Genomic DNA, 18,424 nt, shown 5'->3' with positions numbered 1-18,424 from the left:
AATGCGAATTAAACCGATGACGACTTTGGCCATAAGCCTGGCCCTGGCGGCGGCTAGCCATGCCCGGGCGGGCAGTTTTGAAAAAAATGCCAGTGGCATCGTGGTAAAGCCAGACCATGGCGTGGTGAAGGAAATCAGACTGGAAGTCATGCGCGACAATATCATTCATGTCCTTAAGCTTGACCAGCCAGGCAAACAACTTACGCCTTCAATGATGACCGTTGCTACACCCTGCGCCTGTAGTTTTACCGTTACCAAATTGGAACAGGCCAGCGAGGGACCGGCGGTCAAGCTCGACGCCGGCAAGATATCGGTCAAGGTATCGCTGACGACAGGACGGGTGCAGTTTTACAATAGCAAAGGTGAAATTTTTTTGAATCAGTCATCTGAAAGCCTGACCCCGGTTAGCGTAGACGGGCAAGCTTTCCTGGCCATCAAGGAAGCGTTTAACCCCGGCACCAAAGATGCCTTTTATGGCCTTGGTCAACACCAGAACGGGCAGATGAACCTGAATGGGGAAGACGTACTCCTGGCGCAGCACAATATGGATGTGGCTGTTCCCTTCGTCGTGTCAGACAAAAACTATGGCATCTTATGGGACAATAATTCCATATCCCGGTTTGGTGATCCCAAGCCCTATGGTCCCATGGGGCGCGATCTGAAACTGCTGGACGATGAAGGTAAGTCTGGTGGCCTGACAGCACGCTACTATGTCGGAGGCAAGTTGGTGTTGACTCGTCATGAGCATGATATTGCCTATCAGTTTCTCAAGGACGTGGCCGAAAACTGGCCAAAAGAAATCGGTGCACTGAAAGACCTGAAAGAGGTCAAAGTTGTTTGGGATGCCAGCCTGAGTTCTGATAAAACCGGCGTTCACAAGATGCAGTTGTATGCTTCCGATTATGCGACTTTAAGTCTGGATGGCAAACAAGTTCTCGATGTCTGGCGTCAGGGATGGAACCCCTGGTACCATAATTTTGAAGTGAAATTTACCAAGGGCAAGCCAGTTAAGCTGCATCTGGAATGGAAACCCGCCGGTGGTATGGTCGCCGTCACCCATAATGATCCCTTGCCTGAGTCAGAACGCCATTCTCTGACCTTCTCTTCCGAGATCGCGCAAGGTATCAACTACTATGTGATCAATGCCGACAATATCGACAATGTGATAGCTGGTTACCGTCATTTGACGGGACAAGCGCCGATGATGCCGAAATGGGCTTACGGCTATTGGCAATCGCGCCAGCGCTATGAAACCCAGGAGCAGATATTAGACACGGTTCGCGAATACCGCAAACGCGGCTGGCCGCTCGATAATATTGTTCAAGACTGGTTTTATTGGCCAGAGAACGGTTGGGGCTCGCATGACTTCGATAAGGCGCGCTTCCCGGACCCCAAAGGCATGGTTGATGAAATCCACAAAAACCACGCACGCGTCATGCTTTCTATCTGGGGTAAATTTTACTCCAATACCGACAACTATAAAGAGTTCGAATCCAAAGGACATATGTGGACCAGGAACGTCGAAAACGGCGATCTGGATTGGGTCGGCCCGGGTTACAAAAACAGTCACTATGATCCTTATACAAAAGAAGCCCGTGACATATATTATCGACAGATAAAGAGCAAGCTTGTCGATTTGGGTTTTGATGCGTGGTGGATGGACAATAGTGAACCTGACATTCTGTCTAATACACGTCCGCAAGACTTTAAAAAACTGATAGGGCCTACCGTTTACGGTGCAGGTGAAATCACTTTTAATTCCTATAGCCTGATGCATACCAAGGCACTGATTGATGGCCTTAATCGTGATCAGCCCGATACCCGGCAATTCATTCTTTCACGCTCAGGTTTCGCCGGTATTCAGCGCAATGCGGTTGCTGTCTGGAGTGGCGACACGGTGGCGCGCTGGAACAATCTGTATGACCAGATTTCGGCAGGTGTAGGTTTTTCCATGTCAGGTATTCCCAACTGGACACACGACATCGGTGGCTATGCCCAGGAAAACCGTTTCCAGGTAGGTGACATAGGTTCTGCGCAGGAAAATCGTAGTGCAGGTACCAATAAAGTCAATTCTGACGATCTAAAAGAGTGGCAGGAATTGAACTTGCGCTGGTTCCAGTTTGGGGCCTTTACACCGCTGTTCCGTTCACACGGTGAAGTCGTCAAGCGCGAAATCTATAATATTTCGCCAGATGGTTCTGACATGCGCGAATCCATGGTGTGGTATGACAAGCTGCGCTATCGTTTGATGCCCTATATTTATACTGCAGCCTCAGACATTTATTATAGTTCCGGTACTATCATGCGTGGTCTGGTGATGGATTTCCCCAAGGATGATAGTGTCAAGGACATCAAGGATCAATACCTCTTTGGTCATGACTTGATGCTTGCTCCCGTCTATGTATATGGCGCACGTGAACGCAAGGTATACATGCCCGCGGGGGCCGCATGGTACGACTTTCATACCGGTGATATGTATAAAGGCGGTACTACCGTTACTGTTAAAGCACCTGTCACCCGTATCCCCTTGCTGGTGAAGGCCGGTGCCATCTTGCCTATGGGGCCAGTAACACAATATGTTGATGAGCATCCAGACGCATCTATAACGCTGAATATCTATACGGGTGCCAACGGACAATCCAGTCTGTATGAAGACGACGGTGTCACCAAGGCCTATACACGCGGTGAATTCAGTCGTATTCCGTTTAGCTATGATGACAAGAATGGCATAGTCACCATTGGCGACCGTAGTGGACAGTATAAGGGAATGGTCAGCAAGCGGCAGTTCAAGATACATTTCATCAAAGCCGGAATCTCCAGTGCAGAAAGTTTCGACAGTGCTGATAAAGTTGTGGCTTACGAAGGCAAGGCGATCACAATAAAGAAATAAATTTCTGTAAGATATTTTTTAGGTAAGAGATGAGTAAATTTGTGAATGATCAGGCTGTAGTGGTCAGGCAGGTTTCTTGATATAAATCCGGTACCAGAACTCATTTTATCCTTGTTGATAAAAGGAGTTCTGGTCTGGCGCAAGGCAGGATCAGGCACTACCCTGGTGATAGCACTACACCGCTTTCAGTATGAAATTGCCGGTGTCACGCAATACGGCCTTGGTTTTTGCGGGGCTATCCATCATGCGTGACAGCAGCAAGCCACCTATCATGGATGCCAGCACGGCGTGTGACTTGGCTTCGACATCATCCACACCTTCACGTTGCAACTGAGTGCTGATCAGGCCCAGCAGATTGTTCACGCCATGCTGTATGGTTTCCCTGCCTATGCCCTCATGTCGTATGGCCTCCGGGCCCAGGGCGGCGATGACACAGCCCAGGCCCGGGTTGTCGCTGTGGGCCTTGCTCAGATAGCTGTGTACCAGAGTGCTTAAAGCTTCTTCGTCGGGGGCGGCGGCAATTTTACGTTGCAGTTCAGCCTTGGTGACTTCCAGCGCTGCAGTGCAGGCTTCGGCAATCAATGCCTCCTTGGATTCAAAGTGCTTGTAAAAGCCGCCGTGGGTCAGGCCAGCTTCATTCATCAAATCCGCCACGCCGATGCCGTTGATACCGCGCTCGCGATACAGGCGCGCAGCAGTCTCGACGATGCGCTCTCTGGTTTGCGCAGCTTGTTCACGTGAAGTTCTCATGGCTTTATTCCGGTTAAGCGATCATAAGAGGCGGCAGTTTTGAATCAGCCCGCCCAGTCATGTGGTCGCTGTTTGTCGCTATTTGTCGCGATATTTGACACAGGTTTCTATTTTAGATGATAATCAGCATCTATGAGATTATGTTTATCATCTAATTGAAGGGATTGGTATGAATAAGCTGGCAATGAAACAAAACGATATTCCATTGGCAACGTCCTCATCTACCTCGGCACCGCCCTCCAGACCAACGACAGCGGCAGTGTTGCAAGCCCTGATTACACCGCGCAGACTGGCGACCAGCGACGATGACAGAATGGCCTTGTCAGCCGCCAGGCCCTTCAGTGTTGACCACGCCGGGTTGGATCTGGTGGCCTGGCGCTGGGGGCAAGAGACTGATCCAATAGTGCTATTGTTGCATGGCTGGGAAAGCCGGGCCAGTCACATGGCATCCTTTGTAGCGCCGTTATTGCAGGCTGGTTATGGCATCATTGCACTGGATGGGCCGGCACATGGCGAGTCACAGGGTGAACTCACTCATGTTGTCGATTATGGTAAAGCTGTATTGGCACTGGCAGATCAATTTGGCCCCCCGGCTGCCGTTATCGGCCATTCTGCCGGATCAGCCGCCAGCCTGTATGCCTATGCGCATGGCTTGCGGGTTGCTGCCAGCGTGCAATTATGCGGCCCGGCGTCGCTCAGTCGCGTGGTGCAACGTACTGCTCACCTGGCAGGTCTGAATGCGGAAGAGGCGCACGCACTGGAACAGCAGATGGCGATGCATATAGGTGCACCATTGAGCGACGTGGACCTGCAAGCTCTGCAATCTGGCTTCTTGCACCCCGCGCTGATCCTGCATGATCCGGAAGACCGCGAAATGCCCTACGAAGAAAGTCGGACCCTGGCAGCCGCCTGGCCACAGGCGCAATTACGTCCTGTGGCAGGCACCGGGCACAGACGCATCCTGCGTTCGCCTGCTGTTGTGGATGCTGCAACGGGTTTCATTGTAGAACATGGTACAGGCAAGCTGAACATGCATTTTTCTGGCAGATAGCTTGCATAGCCAGCGGTGGCTGGCTATGCTTGGAGTTGTTTCAACTTCCAAATCAGGCATGCACGATGGGAATGTCAATACCCTTGGTTCAATTGGCTTTTCTGGATCAGATCAAAGGCTTTGTGGCAGTTGGCAGACGCATGAGTATCACGCATGCAGCAGCCGACCTGTGCCTGACGCAATCAGCGGTCAGTCGCCAGATACTGACACTGGAACAACATCTGGGTGTGAAGCTGCTGGCACGGGGACATCGCTCCATCGCCTTCACTGCAGATGGTGAGCGCCTGTTCCGCAGCGCCGATGCAGCCATCCGGCAGTTGCAAGACATCATGGGTGACATCAGCAATAGCACCCAGTCCAGAGCGGTGACCATCAGCGCCAGTATCGGTGTGACTGGCTTGTGGCTGTTACCCAGATTGAATGCATTTCAAAAACTACATCCGGGTATCGATATACGACTCAGTGCCAGCAATCGGGTGGGCGACTTGAATAAGGAAGGCATTGATCTGGCGATACGCTATACCAATGCCAAACTTGCGCCTGGCAATGCAGTGCGGTTGTTTGAAGAATCCATTGCGCCGGTTGCCCATCCTTCCCTGGCGATCAAACCCAAAAAATCCGGCAAACTGACGGTTAAATGGCCGCTGCTGGAATTTGAGGAAAGCCAGAAATCCTGGTTGTCCTGGCATGACTGGCTGGACAGGGAAGATATGCAGAACGCCAAAACCCAGGGCATCCTGCGCTTCAATCAATATGATCAGGTGATACAGGCCGCAGTGGCAGGGCAGGGTATTGCGCTGGGCCGGCTGGAACTGATCCAGAATCCGCTGGATGACGGCAGGCTGGTGCAGTTAATGCCGGCCAGAACGCAAGGTCAGGCCGGGCATGCCTACTGGCTATTGCAAGCGCAGGAAACACCAGGCGCAGAATGCCAGCAAGTCATGCACTGGCTGACGGATGAAGCCAGTAAAACCAGAGAGTGGATATTGCCTGTCAACTGATGCAGTCAGCATGCTCCTTGCAGAACAGTAGCGCATCGTCCATCCTGTCATTACCCCAAAACATCTCGTCGCCCACCAAGAAAGTCGGTGCACCAAATATCTCTTTGGCGATGGCAGTTTCTGTCTGTCGGCGTAGCTTCAATTTATTTTTATCCGAGACCGCCTGCTCAAGAATATCTGCCGCTGGCAGGTGCATGGCAAGCAGTACTTCCATCACCACTTCTGCATTATCGATATCACGATCCTGAGCGAAATTCAATAACATCATGCGCTTGCAATACTCGGCCATCCAGGGTTCGTCGACAGCAAACGCTGCCACTCGCAAGGGCAATACGGCAGAACGCGGAAAATTGCCCGGTTTCTTCCATGGCAAGCCGTATTTAAGGCATAGCCTTTCCATGTCCCGCCACACGTATTCGCCTTTGGCCTTTTGCAGCACGAAAGGTGAAGTCGTCCAGCCAATTGATTGAAACACGGGGCCAAGAAGAAACGGCTGCCAGCGTATTCTGACTCGGGCTCTTTCTGCTTGCTGTTCTATCCGCATGACGCTTAGGTAACTGTAATTGCTGCCAAATTCAAACCAGAAATCGATGACAGGCAAAGCGGTAATCGCGATATCCATGGTGCAGCTTTCAGTAAATGACCAGGCAGCGCAGTTCTATGCTTTCACGCGGCCTGGCGTGTGCCGGGATATGTGGGTGATCAAATGCAGCATGCGGGGTGAAGCGGCTACAGCCATTGAATTGCGAATCATATTGCTTGAAGACAAGGGCCTCATGCGGCTCCATGCGTGAAAAATAAGACCAGCGGTGACGCGCCGCGAAATTGACCAGATAGATTTCCCCAGTCCGGTTGGGGTACCTGACATCGCAGGACACCAGGTCTTTTTGTTCTACCGTACGGGCATCGCAGACCGCCAGCGGTATATCCATTACCGTGTTGCGAATGGGGCGCCAGATATTCACGATACTGTAACGGCGTACCTGTGCCAGTTCTTCCACATCCTGAATCACCAGGTCCAGGCGTTTCTTGCCAGAGGCTTCAGTATAGTCATTGTGGATGCGACCATTTGCTGCAGCCATGCCATTTGCGGCTCTTTTGCCAAAGGACAGAGGCGTGTTCGACGCTTCGCGCTTGCGCAACAGGTGGTCGAAGACATACGCCTTCCTGGCACCGGTAGCCGCCAGGGCCAGTTCCCGCGCTTCCTGATAATACACAGAGCGAATTTCCTCCAGATTCAAGAAGTCCTTCACAGAAGTCGCGGCATCCCACAACTCAAACCCTTCGCGTTCCAGTTGCGGCGCACTATCTGCCTGTCGGGCATCATGGATGCTGATGGGGCGTAAATCGTAGTCAGCACTTTCCCATGGGATGCCTGGCGGTGGCTGGAAGGTATAACTGCAGGGCCGCGTGCCTGAGGGAATGACATAACTCATGCTGGCGACGACCAGACCATCATCTGATGATGGTTTACCCTGAAATTGATATAAGTCTTGTTCTGTCTGGACAATCATGGAAACTCCAATAGTAAGATCAGGAATGAAATACATAAGCCGGGCGTGGCGTTGTATTTCTTCAGTTACTATTGAATCCCATGCCGGGGGGGTACACAAACGACATTTTTGCATCTCACGTATTCGTACAAGGAATGTGAAATACAATTGGTGATCAGGCCGAGGTATAAACCGCCTCATAAGGAATGACAAGATTCTCAAACTCTTGCACGTGCTGACGCTGTTCTCCGACAAAGGCAGTGACATCTATAATTTCGAGTATTTCTTCACGACCATACCTGCGCAGGGCCTCACCTCTTAAGCCCAATTGCACGGCACGACGCTCTACGCACAAACCGGCAGGGTCGTGATCCGGGTCCCATTGCAGGCGCACGTCAGAATCCTGCACGGCTTGTTGCCAGGCTGCTTGTGTTGGGTAATTGTTTAAATCGAGACTTGAGCTGACGCCACTTTCCAGCAACTCATCAAAAAATGCGCGCTTGACGCGTAAGGCCAGTATGTGCTCTTGCCCTGGTTTCTGCGCCCAGCCGGAGCGGAACATCATCCATAGAAAGTTTGGTTTTATCCAACTCATACGGTTGTAACTGAATTCGCCGCCAAAGTATTGATGCTGAACCGCGAAATTGGCAATTTCATGCCGGTAAGCCTGATAGACAATGATAGACGTGTCATCGAATTGCGCCATGACATGCCTGCCTGACTCTGGCCATGATGGGATTTGTTCAAGATAGTTTTTAAATTTCATTATTGAGAGGTATGTCTTTCTGTAAGCAGCCTTTGTCTGACTTCCATCAAAGCAAAGCCAAGTAGATTAAGTCCCTGCCATTGGTGTGGGTCTTTGCTGTCAGCATGATCATGGGCCAGTCCTATTCCCCAGATACTGTCTACAGGACTGGCTTCTACAAGAATACTGCCGCCAGTACCCAGCAGAAATTTCGCCAGGGCAGGATGTTGCAAGAATTTTGCATAATTTGCGTCCACAACAATCTGAAAGCGGTGTTGCACCCAGACGCTTTCGTCATAGGCAGCGATTTTCCGGCCCAGGTGTTTGGCCGCATCCGGTTGATCTGTGGCCAGTATTTTTTCCAGAATGGCGTGGTCGTTGAACAGTCTCGCCTTGCTTGCCATCATGTAATGTTCGGCGGTCGCATACTGAATGCCGTCTATATGAAAGCTGGCAGGAAACCATTGGCTAAAGCAGGATTTGTCTGTTGCTGTGCCTTTTTTCCTATGGCCCCAAAAGTAAAGATAATCAAATTGCTTACCGTCTTTCAGTTGCTGCAATAATTCTTCCAGGTTATTGATATTCATTTTTATTCCTTATGCGTATTCCAGTTCATTAGTCAGGAGAGTTGTTATGATGTTTCTGGTCAGGGTCTTTTTTCAACGCCTATCCAGTTCTCATCAGGTTAACATCACTATAAAACACTTAGTTGTATTATGAAACTAAGAAAGTTGTAAATATGCACTAAGAATCGTTCCAAGTTATAATGAAAGCCTATAACACCGGGATGAAAACATGGCAGTGTCAAAAAAGGACAGTGAAGAGCAGGAATTTCTGCGTCAATACAATATCCATGAATACGACATTCCGTTGACGAGTGTGGATCTGGTCATTTTTACGATCAGGGATAATCTCTTGCAGGTATTGCTGATCAAGCGTGGTGATCATCCATATAAAGGCAAATGGGCTTTGCCAGGTGGTTTTATCGATGTGCAGCGTGATGCCAATCTGGATGCGACTGCCTTGAGAAAGCTCAGGGAAAAGACCGGGGTGGAAACGCCCTACCTTGAACAGTTGCAAGGCTTTGGCAGTAAAGACCGCGACCCGCGTGGCTGGTCCAGCACCTTTGTCTATTTTGCCCTGATTTCGTCTGAAACTGTGGAGTTGCGTCACGGTGCGGGGGCCGACGAGGCGGTCTGGTATCCGCTGGATGACAAAAAACTTGCAGTGGAACTGGCATTTGATCACTCGGCTATCCTGGAACTTGCCTTGCAACGCCTGCGTGGCAAGGTTGAATATACTTCGCTTCCTGCTTATCTGTTACCGGCTGAATTTACGCTTTCTGAATTGCAGCAAGTGTACGAAATCATTCTTGGCCGCCCGCTGGATAAAAGCTCCTTCAGAAAACGCATCAAGGAAGGTGATTTCCTGGATGAATTGCCTGGCCGGCAAAGGCTGGGCAGCAACCGACCAGCGCAATTGTTTGCCGTACGTGCCGGGCTTGCATCTGCCAGCTTTAATCCCTTGAGTAGAGCCTGAGCTGGCAATTCATCTTCTTATACTTTCCATAGAAATGTGCGAGGTATTACCTGTAATCGTGCTTCATTAGCACCGATTCTGCCACAGTAGTTTTACTTAGTTGCAAAATAAAACTAAGTATCCTACAATGAACTCAGTTTCAGAAGAAAGGAATCTATCATGAAACGCAATTTGCAACTCCTGGTCATTGATCCACAAAACGATTTCTGTGATTTGCCGCTTGCCTATCTGCCGGTCGATGCCCAAAGTGGCGCTAGCCTGATACCTGCCTTGCCGGTACCAGGTGCCCATGCCGACATGTTGCGTGTCGCCGGATTGATACGTGCAGGCGCGGATGGCTTGACGGGTATCAGCATTACCCTGGATGCGCATCATCGCTATGACATTGCTCACCCTACGTTCTGGATGACGGCGCAGGCTGGGGATGTGGCTCCTTTTACTGGCATCTCTGCGGCAGCAGTCCGCGCCGGTGAATTTCAACCACGCCAACACCAGGCATTGCCACGTGCACTTGCTTATCTGGACGCGCTGGAAGCAGAAGGACGTTATCAGTTGATGATCTGGCCAGTGCATTGTGAAATTGGTTCATGGGGCCAAAATGTGCATGCTGACGTGCGTGCAGCCTATAATGCCTGGGAAGAAAAGACCTTGTCGGTAGTGACCAAGATCAGCAAGGGCTCGAATCCCTGGACTGAGCATTACTCGGCAGTCAGGGCGGAAGTGCCGGATGCCAGCGATCCCGATACGCAATTGAATCAGACGCTGATCCGTGATCTGAGCAAGGCTGACCGCGTGTATATCTGCGGCGAGGCCGGTAGCCATTGTGTGAAGGCAACCACAGAGCATCTGGTAGAAAATTTTGCAGTCACCGATTTGCATAAACTGGTCTTGCTGACAGACTGCATGAGCGCTGTCAGTGGCTTTGATGCCCAGTTTGAAGGCTTTGTGCGCGACATGGCTGCCAAAGGTGTGCAGATCGCCAATATGGCCGATGTGCTGCCTGAGTTGTTGGCGAATGCTAAGGCTTGAATACTGGCAACAGCTTTCAATGTGGTACACAGCAGCATCGCCAAAGACGATATTGAGATAGAGAAGAATATGAAACCCGTAGTACAAAGCTTGCTAGAAACGGACTTGTATAAATTCACCATGTGGCAGGCTTTATTGCATAGCCATCCAAATGCACAGACAGAATATGCTTTCGTCTGTCGTAACACCCCCGCTTATCCGCTGGCCGAATTAAAGGCAGATGTAGAGCGCGAGCTGGATCACTTGTGTGCTCTGAATTTTAATGAAGATGAACTTGATTACCTACGTTCGCTGCGCTTCATCAAAAGCGACTTCACTGACTTCCTGACGGTATTCCATTTTCAGCGCAAATTCATTCGTGTCAGCACCCAGGGCGATACGCTGGAAATTGTGGCCACCGGCCCGCAAGTGCATGTCATGGGCTTTGAAATTTATGTGCTGCATATCGTCAATGAATTATATTTCCGTCGTTTGCAGACTGAACAAACCCTGACGGAAGCCAGAAGCAGGCTCGCCGCCAAGATAGAACAATTGCGCTCTTTTGGCAAAGAAGCCGCCAGGGCCCATGCTTTTGAATTTTTTGATTTTGGTTTGCGCAGGCGTTTTTCTGGTACCTGGCATGAAGAGGTAGTGGCCACACTGGCGCGTGAAGTGCCAGAATTTTTTAAAGGCACATCGAATGTCTATCTGGCCAAGAAATACAAGCTGGTACCGATAGGGACGATGGCCCATGAATACCTGCAATCTTATCAATCCTTTGGCGTACGTCTGCGTGACTTTCAGAAAGCCGCGCTGGAAGACTGGGTGCAGGAATACCGTGGTGATCTCGGTACCGCCCTGACCGACGTGGTCGGCATGGATGCCTTTCTGGCTGATTTCGATTTGTACTTTGCCAAATTGTTTGATGGCTTGCGTCACGACTCTGGTGACCCGGTTGTTTGGGGTGAGAAGGCCTTGGCGCACTATGCGAAACTACGTATCGACACCCATACCAAGCGCCTGGTGTTTTCCGACGGACTGGATCTGGCAACAGCATTCAAGTTGTACAGGCACTTTGCGGACCGTACCATGACAGGCTTTGGCATAGGCACCAATCTGACGAATGACACCGGCATCAAGGCGCTGAATATTGTCATGAAGCTCAAGTCCTGCAATGGCCAGCCGGTTGCCAAGCTATCCGATTCGGCTGGCAAGACATTGTGTACTGATGAAACCTTCCTCGCTTATCTGCGTCAGGTTTTTCACCATCCCCTTATTTGAACCAGGTTGAATTCAGGACGATCAATATGTTGAAACTGGCAATTGCACAATTGAATTATACGGTGGGTGATTTCGCCGGCAATACCACTGCCATCATCAGCCACATGCAACAAGCGGCGGCAGCGAATGCTGACCTTGCTGTATTTAGCGAACTCTGTGTTTGTGGCTATTACCCGGGCGACTTGCTGGAAGACAGTACCTTTTTGCTCAAGGCTGAACAGGCATTGAGCAACATCATGCAAGCTTCCAGGGATTATCCCGCCCTGGTCAGCGTGATAGGAACGGTACGCAAAAACAAGGGGCAGGGCAAAGCCTTGCACAATTCCTTGCTGGTGATACGCAATGGCGAAATCCTTGCCGAGTACTATAAGCAGTTGTTGCCCACCTACGGTATTTTTGATGAGCGCCGTCATTTTGAACCCGGCCAGGAAGTTGCCTGCACGCTGGATATCGCAGGGCACAAGCTGGGCTTCATGGTCTGTGAAGATGGCTGGAACGATGACGAACAGGATTATCAGGTCAACCCTTTCAATGCCCTGACAGCAGCCAAGGTCGATCTGGTGATCAGTATCAATGCCAGCCCGTCTGACATAGGCAAGCGCCAGCAAAGGCATGCGATGTTTGCCAAGGCAGCGGCACATCATGCATTAGCGTTGTTGTATGTGAATCAGGTTGGTGGCCAGGATCAACTGGTGTTTGATGGCGCTTCATTTGCCGTTACCCCGGGGCAAGGCCTGGTTTTTGAAGCGGCCCGTTTTGAAGAAGATTTTCAATTGCTGGGATTTGATGCTGATCAGTTCACCGGTATCGATGGCAAGGCCCTGGATAAACCCGACAATACAGGGTTGTCCGTACCAGAATTCACACGCCGCCAGATCGTCCTGGGTCTGCAAGACTATGCGCGTCGTTGTGGTTTCACACAAGTCGTGGTGGGTTCATCCGGTGGCATTGATTCTGCACTTACCATTGCGTTGGCGGTACAGGCATTGGGCGCAGAAAACGTGATTGCCATCACCATGCCTTCCGCCTATTCCAGCACGGGTTCTGTCTCTGATTCTGTCAAGCTGTGCGACAACCTGCAAGTCAAATTATTGACGCATCCGATATTGAGTCTGGTCGAACAATATGCCCAGGGTTTTCAGCAGGCATTTGCAGAGCCTTTAAAAGGGCTGACGCAAGAAAATTTGCAGGCACGCATACGCGGTACCATCTTGATGGAATATTCTAATGCCTTTGGCGCACTCTTGCTGACCACCGGCAACAAGAGCGAAATATCGGTCGGTTACTGTACCCTGTATGGTGATACCAATGGCGGCCTGGGATTGATTGGTGATCTGTACAAGACGGAAGTATATGCCTTGTCGCAGCATATCAATCAGGTGGCCGGGCGTGAAATCATTCCGCAGGATGTATTGATCAAGCCGCCGTCAGCCGAGCTGGCACCGGATCAGCTTGATACGGACAGCTTGCCGCCCTATGAAGAGCTGGATGAAATGTTGAAATGGCATATAGAAGGCAAACGCTTGCCAGCGCATGAATTTGCCAGGGCCCAGCGCTTTGTAGAGCAATTACAGCAGACAGAAGCCGGCGTGAAGAGCCTGAGCCGCATACTGGGCATGGTCGCACGCAATGAATACAAGCGCCGTCAGGCGCCGCCTATCATACGTGTGCGTGCCAGGGCATTTGGCAGTGGCCGTCAAATGCCGATCGCGGCCAAGTACAGCAATTTAGATTAACCTGAACCGTATTTTAAGAAGTTAACCATGCAAATCGATGTTGCGGTATTGATAGGACGCTTCCAGCCATTCCATAATGGCCATGCCACGCTCTTGCAACTGGCACTGGAAACCGCGGAAGAAGTGGTGATCGTACTCGGTTCTTCCTTCCATGCACGCAGTACCAAGAACCCGTTCACCTGGCAAGAAAGGGCAGATATGATCAATGCCACTCTGTCCCAGTCCGAACGCGACAGGGTGTCGTATATCGCAGTGCGTGATTACTATGACGATATGCGCTGGGCCGCTGCAGTCAGGGGCAAAGTGGCACAGTACTTTCCCCATGCAAAGCGGGTCGCACTGATAGGTCATTTCAAGGATGCATCCAGCTATTATCTGAATCGCTTCCCGCAATGGCAACTGGTCGCGGCGGAACAATTGCTGGCGATTGATGCCACCGTCATCCGGCGTGTTCTGTTTGAGGCAGAAGACATGCGTGTCTCTCTTGATGTGATTGCCCACTACCTGCCTTTGAGCATACGTCAGTATCTGAAAGCCTGGAGCATCTTGCCACATTATGCGGCGCTGGTGAAAGAGCATACTCAGCTACTCGCCTATCAGGCTGCGTGGAAGACCGCGCCCTATGCGCCCATGTTTGTGACCGTGGATGCGGTAGTCAAGGCTGCTGGCCATATCTTGCTGGTGCAGCGTGGCGGTTTTCCTGGCAAAGGTTTATGGGCCTTGCCGGGCGGCTTTCTTGATCAGAATGAACGTCTATTCCAGGGCGCGATACGCGAATTGTTTGAAGAAACCAATCTGGCGGTACTGGCATCCACGCTGGAACATTCTTTGGTCGATGTCAAAGTCTTTGATCATCCGGGCCGCAGCCTGCGTGGCCGCACCATCACCCATGCGCATTTCTTTGATTTGCAGACCGAACACCTGCCCGACATTCACGCGGCAGATGATGCCGCCCAGGCCGCCTGGGTCGCCATCGATAAACTGGAAGGCATGGAAGAATTGTTCTTCGACGACCACTTCCACATCCTCGATCAATTCTTACTGTTGACGGCCAAATAAAAAAAGGCAGGATAAACCTGCCTGAACTGTTTAACTTGTATGTCTGGCTTATTTGTATTGCGGGCCAGTCAGCAAAAATCCACCACCCTGATAAATGGTGGTGATGTCGTCTGCAGGCGGATATTCGCCAGTTTCAGGGAACAGGTGATTGAACTGGGTAGAATTGTCTTTGGCTTTATAGCCAAGATGGGCGGCTTTTCTGTTGTCCCACCATTTGCCAGGATTATCTGATACACCAAAGCTGATAGTATGGCCTACCCGTTGTGCGAAGACCGAGCAGCGCAACATTTCAAACAAATCATCGTAGCTGAAGTACGTCACCAGCATGCGGCGTGTGGTCGGCACCGGGAAGGATGAACCTATGCGTATGCAGACGGTTTCTATGCCAAAGCGGTCGTAGTAATAACGTGACAGGGATTCGCCAAAGCATTTGCTGATGCCATACATGCCATCTGGCCTGGTGGGCATGTCGGCGTCAATATGGTCAGTGGTGCGGTAAAAACCGACGGCATGATTGGAACTGGCGAAAATCACGCGTTTGACCTTGCACTTGTGCACGGCTTCGTAAATATTGTAGGTGCCCTGGATATTGGCATGCATGATGGATTCGAAATCGGCTTCGGTAGAAATACCGCCGAAATGCAAGACCACATCCACATCCTGCATCAGTGCCAGCACGGCAGCTTTGTCTGCCAGATCACAACGAACAATCTCTTCACCTTCCCTGGCTTCGCCCATGTCGCTGATATCGCTAAGACGTACCACATTGGCCCAGGCCTTGATCCTGTCTCGCAATACCTGACCCAGTCCACCTGCTGCACCAGTCAGCAAGATGCGGTTAAATGGTTTTTCCGAGGATGTAGAATTCATGAAACTTCCTTCAAATTTTCAAAAAATAATCTGTGATGCAGAGCTGTGATGCAAAAGCTGTATTGCGAGACGTCATTAAGTATACAAGGAATGCCGGGCGATCAGGTAATCGGTGCCGGGTTGAACAGCACCAGCGCATTATGCAATTTCCAGTGCTCGGCCCAGGTTTTTTTACCACTGGCAACGTCAAGCATCATATGAAATAATTCCCAGCCTATCTGTTCTATGGTGGCTTCGCCACTGGCAATCTTGCCGGCGTTGATGTCCATCAGGTCATGCCAGCGTCGTGCCAGGTCATCCCGGGTGGCTACCTTGATGACCGGGACTGCGGCCAGACCATACGGTGTGCCACGGCCGGTGGTGAATACATGCAGGTTCATGCCGGCAGCCAGTTGCAAGGTACCGCAGATGAAATCGCTGGCTGGCGTGGCGGCGTAAATCAGGCCTTTTTGCTTGAGCTTTTCGCCTGGAGACAAGACACCGGATATCGGGGCCGTACCAGATTTGACGATGGAACCCATGGCTTTTTCAACGATATTCGACAAGCCACCTTTTTTATTGCCGGGCGTGGTGTTGGCGCTACGATCAACACCGCCACGCTTCAGGTATTCGTCATACCATTCCATTTCCTTGATCATGGCGGCTGCCACATCCGCATTGGCGGCGCGGGAAGTCAGTTGATCAATGCCATCACGCACTTCGGTGACTTCAGAAAACATCACACTGGCACCCGCTCTGACCAGCAAATCAGTCGCAAAACCTACTGCTGGATTGGCTGTTACGCCAGAAAACGCGTCGCTGCCACCACACTGCACACCCACCACAAGATCGGCAGCAGGGCAGGGTTCGCGGCGGCGTTTGTTCAGTTCTGTCAGTTGCGTTTCCGCCGTCGTCATGATCGATGCGATCATGCTCTGGAAGCCGACATGCACTTGATCTTGCAGGCAGACCAGTGCAGGTTCACCACCGTTATTGTTGCTTTGTATGGGGATGCTGCCCTTGGGGAAAAGTCTGGTAGGTTGCAGTTTTTCGCAACCCAGGCTGACCACCATGGCCTGGCCACCAAAATTCGGGTTCAGGCTGATGTTGCGCACGGTGCGGATAGGGATGGCGGCATTGGGCGCATCAATCGCCACGCCACAACCATAGGTATGTTCAAGGCCGACGACGTCATCGACATTCGGAAACTTTGGCAGCAATTCATCCTTGATGCGTTTGACTGCATGCTCAACCACACCGGCCACGCATTGCACAGTGGTGGTAATGGCCAGGATATTGCGGGTGCCTACACTGCCATCGGCATTTTTATAACCCAGGAAGGTATAGCCTTCCAGCGGTTCGGTTTTTGGGGCAGGACGGTTGGCGATGGGCAAATCCACCAGTTGTCTGGCGTCCGGCATGCGTATCAGTGATTCTTCAACCCAGCTGCCTTTTGGTATTGCCTTTACCGCAAAACCTATCGTTACGTTGTAGCGCAGGATGGATTGGCCTTCTGCGATATCCGTCAATGCTACTTTATGGCCCTGCGGTACATTTTCGAGAAGTTGCAGACCGCTGGGGAAAACCGTATTGGCAAGTAATCCGCCGTCGTTGGCAACAATCGCAACGTTGTCGTTGTCATGCATGCGTATATAGAGTGGCGGCTTGGGGGTGGATGTACTCATTTTTTTCCCTTCTTACTTGCTTTTAGTCTTATAGGTATTACGTAAAACCGTCCCAGTTGCCTTGCAACTCCTGGTCGCGCTGTCTTCATTGCCGAGCCTTGCAGGGACAATTTTGCTTCAGTCCCGCCTGTTTTTTTTACATATCTTCTTTAGAACCTGTTTTCGATCTTACTGCACGAGCGCAATCTGAGTCCACACGGGGCTCATGCGCTGCTCAAAATGCTCATGGTCTTGAGTACATTCCGCTTTTTGCGCGGTTCTTCACCCCCGCTGACACTCGCTCGCGACAGATCGCAAACACGTTCTTAGCTGAAAATCATTTCTTTACAACATTTGGTCTAACCAAAATACGACAATTTTGATCTTTTTTTTGCCCGGCTTGCTACCGCCTCATAGCGCCTTTCGCTTCTCTTAAAAATCACACTTTACCTATGAGACATAGAGAAGAAGTACTGGTTTTCAAGTCGAGAGAAGCCGGTGTGCGCTCGGTTCTTGCCTGGGCAACTGTGGCGAGTATGCCACCAAATAAAAATTTTGGCTAGTCCACATTGCATATTTGGTCTGACCACATTAGAATGGCCTGACCGAATTGCTTTTTCATAGGCTGTTCATATTTTCCTGATGTAGACAAGATGAAAAAAAATTATTCGCACGGCGAATCTGTAGCCCACGAACCGCGTCTTTACCGCGTGGTGGCAGACCGGATTCAGGCGTTGATTGCAGAGGAAAGTATTTTGCCTGGAGAGCGCCTGCCGTCTGAGCGTGATCTGGCAACAAAATTGAGTGTCAGCCGTGCCTCTTTGCGGGAAGCATTGATCGCACTTGAGTTGGGTGGAGTAATCGAAGTACGTGGCGGCTCTGGTGTGTATGTCAGTGAGTTGCCAGAGGAGCAGCCGGATTTGCCTGAAGTGGGTCCGGGTCCGTTTGAAGTGCTGTCGGCGCGCAGGTTGATCGAGGCAGAGATAGCCGCCATCGCAGCACGGGTCGCAACAGATGCAGCAATAGACGATATTTTGAAGGCGGTGCTGGAAATGGAAAAGCACCACGCCAATTACTCAAGTAATGAAAACGCGGACAGGAACTTTCACCTGTCCATAGCCAGGGCGACCGGCAATAGTGCGCTGGTTGGTACGATTGAATACCTGTGGAGTCAACGGGGCCGGCTGTGGCACAAATTAAAGGAGCACTTTCAAACAGAAGAATTACGCCAGCAAACGCTGACAGATCACAGAAATATTCTGGAAGCGATTGCTTCGCATGATCCTGCAGCGGCCAGAAAGGCGATGCGGGCACATTTAGAGAGAGTGACAAGAACTTTCTCGCGCGGATAACAGCTA

At 50.9% G+C, this 18,424-nt stretch carries 16 protein-coding genes; 9 read left to right on the top strand and 7 right to left on the bottom strand.

Features of this window, described 5'->3' with window-relative positions; genetic code table 11:
* Window position 1: 1 nt before the first annotated feature.
* Window positions 2-2,890, top strand: a complete 2,889-nt coding sequence (locus tag ACO0LM_RS15555) for a TIM-barrel domain-containing protein (protein ID WP_423038183.1) — start codon at window positions 2-4, stop codon at window positions 2,888-2,890.
* A 174-nt stretch (window positions 2,891-3,064) separates the two neighbouring features.
* On the opposite strand, the gene ACO0LM_RS15550 is transcribed toward ACO0LM_RS15555, so the two are convergent.
* Complete coding sequence (locus ACO0LM_RS15550) at window positions 3,065-3,640, bottom strand: TetR/AcrR family transcriptional regulator (RefSeq protein ID WP_423038182.1); 576 nt, start codon at window positions 3,638-3,640, stop codon at window positions 3,065-3,067.
* A gap of 169 nt (window positions 3,641-3,809) precedes the next feature.
* Here ACO0LM_RS15550 and ACO0LM_RS15545 point away from each other — a divergent pair, with 169 nt between their 5' ends.
* Together ACO0LM_RS15545 and ACO0LM_RS15540 are read left to right on the top strand one after the other, a co-directional pair.
* Complete coding sequence (locus ACO0LM_RS15545) at window positions 3,810-4,691, top strand: alpha/beta hydrolase (protein ID WP_423038181.1); 882 nt, start codon at window positions 3,810-3,812, stop codon at window positions 4,689-4,691.
* A 71-nt stretch (window positions 4,692-4,762) separates the two neighbouring features.
* Window positions 4,763-5,692, top strand: coding sequence for a LysR substrate-binding domain-containing protein (locus ACO0LM_RS15540; RefSeq protein ID WP_423038240.1), 930 nt, complete (start codon window positions 4,763-4,765; stop codon window positions 5,690-5,692).
* Here the strand turns inward: ACO0LM_RS15540 and ACO0LM_RS15535 are convergent.
* The 4 genes from ACO0LM_RS15535 to ACO0LM_RS15520 form a co-directional block, all read right to left on the bottom strand.
* The gene (locus tag ACO0LM_RS15535) at window positions 5,685-6,314 is read right to left on the bottom strand and encodes a 2-hydroxychromene-2-carboxylate isomerase (RefSeq protein WP_423038180.1); all 630 of its coding nucleotides are present in this window, start codon (window positions 6,312-6,314) and stop codon (window positions 5,685-5,687) included. The two genes, ACO0LM_RS15540 and ACO0LM_RS15535, sit on opposite strands and share 8 nt — an antisense overlap.
* Window positions 6,315-6,324: 10 nt before the next feature.
* Window positions 6,325-7,206 (bottom strand): CmcJ/NvfI family oxidoreductase, encoded by an 882-nt coding sequence (locus ACO0LM_RS15530; protein WP_423038179.1) that lies wholly within the window; start codon window positions 7,204-7,206, stop codon window positions 6,325-6,327.
* A 154-nt stretch (window positions 7,207-7,360) separates the two neighbouring features.
* Entirely contained in the window at window positions 7,361-7,891 is a 531-nt protein-coding gene (locus ACO0LM_RS15525; protein ID WP_423038178.1) for a DUF4291 domain-containing protein, read from the bottom strand.
* 59 nt (window positions 7,892-7,950) lie between these two features.
* Window positions 7,951-8,517, bottom strand: coding sequence for an NADAR family protein (locus ACO0LM_RS15520; RefSeq protein WP_423038177.1), 567 nt, complete (start codon window positions 8,515-8,517; stop codon window positions 7,951-7,953).
* Window positions 8,518-8,725: 208 nt separating this feature from the next.
* On the opposite strand from ACO0LM_RS15520, the gene ACO0LM_RS15515 reads away from it, so the two are divergent.
* The 5 genes from ACO0LM_RS15515 to ACO0LM_RS15495 all read left to right on the top strand — a co-directional run bounded on the left by ACO0LM_RS15515 (window position 8,726) and on the right by ACO0LM_RS15495 (window position 14,553).
* Window positions 8,726-9,469: an NUDIX hydrolase gene (locus tag ACO0LM_RS15515; protein WP_423038176.1), complete on the top strand. Its 744-nt coding sequence runs from the start codon at window positions 8,726-8,728 to the stop codon at window positions 9,467-9,469.
* 159 nt (window positions 9,470-9,628) lie between these two features.
* On the top strand, window positions 9,629-10,498 hold the full coding sequence (locus tag ACO0LM_RS15510) for a cysteine hydrolase (RefSeq protein WP_423038175.1): 870 nt from the start codon (window positions 9,629-9,631) through the stop codon (window positions 10,496-10,498).
* A 69-nt stretch (window positions 10,499-10,567) separates the two neighbouring features.
* Window positions 10,568-11,758: a nicotinate phosphoribosyltransferase gene (gene pncB / locus ACO0LM_RS15505; RefSeq protein ID WP_423038174.1), complete on the top strand. Its 1,191-nt coding sequence runs from the start codon at window positions 10,568-10,570 to the stop codon at window positions 11,756-11,758.
* 26 nt (window positions 11,759-11,784) lie between these two features.
* Window positions 11,785-13,494 (top strand): NAD+ synthase, encoded by a 1,710-nt coding sequence (locus ACO0LM_RS15500; protein ID WP_423038173.1) that lies wholly within the window; start codon window positions 11,785-11,787, stop codon window positions 13,492-13,494.
* A gap of 27 nt (window positions 13,495-13,521) precedes the next feature.
* Entirely contained in the window at window positions 13,522-14,553 is a 1,032-nt protein-coding gene (locus ACO0LM_RS15495; protein WP_423038172.1) for a bifunctional nicotinamide-nucleotide adenylyltransferase/Nudix hydroxylase, read from the top strand.
* Between the two features lie 48 nt (window positions 14,554-14,601).
* On the opposite strand, the gene ACO0LM_RS15490 is transcribed toward ACO0LM_RS15495, so the two are convergent.
* Window positions 14,602-15,423, bottom strand: coding sequence for an NAD-dependent epimerase/dehydratase family protein (locus ACO0LM_RS15490; RefSeq protein WP_422984247.1), 822 nt, complete (start codon window positions 15,421-15,423; stop codon window positions 14,602-14,604).
* Between the two features lie 101 nt (window positions 15,424-15,524).
* The gene (gene garD, locus ACO0LM_RS15485) at window positions 15,525-17,087 is read right to left on the bottom strand and encodes a galactarate dehydratase (RefSeq protein ID WP_423038171.1); all 1,563 of its coding nucleotides are present in this window, start codon (window positions 17,085-17,087) and stop codon (window positions 15,525-15,527) included.
* Window positions 17,088-17,719: 632 nt separating this feature from the next.
* On the opposite strand from garD, the gene ACO0LM_RS15480 reads away from it, so the two are divergent.
* Window positions 17,720-18,418: a FadR/GntR family transcriptional regulator gene (locus ACO0LM_RS15480; protein ID WP_423038170.1), complete on the top strand. Its 699-nt coding sequence runs from the start codon at window positions 17,720-17,722 to the stop codon at window positions 18,416-18,418.
* The last annotated feature ends 6 nt before the right edge of the window (window positions 18,419-18,424 follow it).

Source organism: Undibacterium sp. Di26W, from assembly GCF_049340265.1.
GTDB lineage: Bacteria > Pseudomonadota > Gammaproteobacteria > Burkholderiales > Burkholderiaceae_D > Undibacterium.
This window is presented reverse-complemented; position numbering and strand designations above follow the sequence as displayed.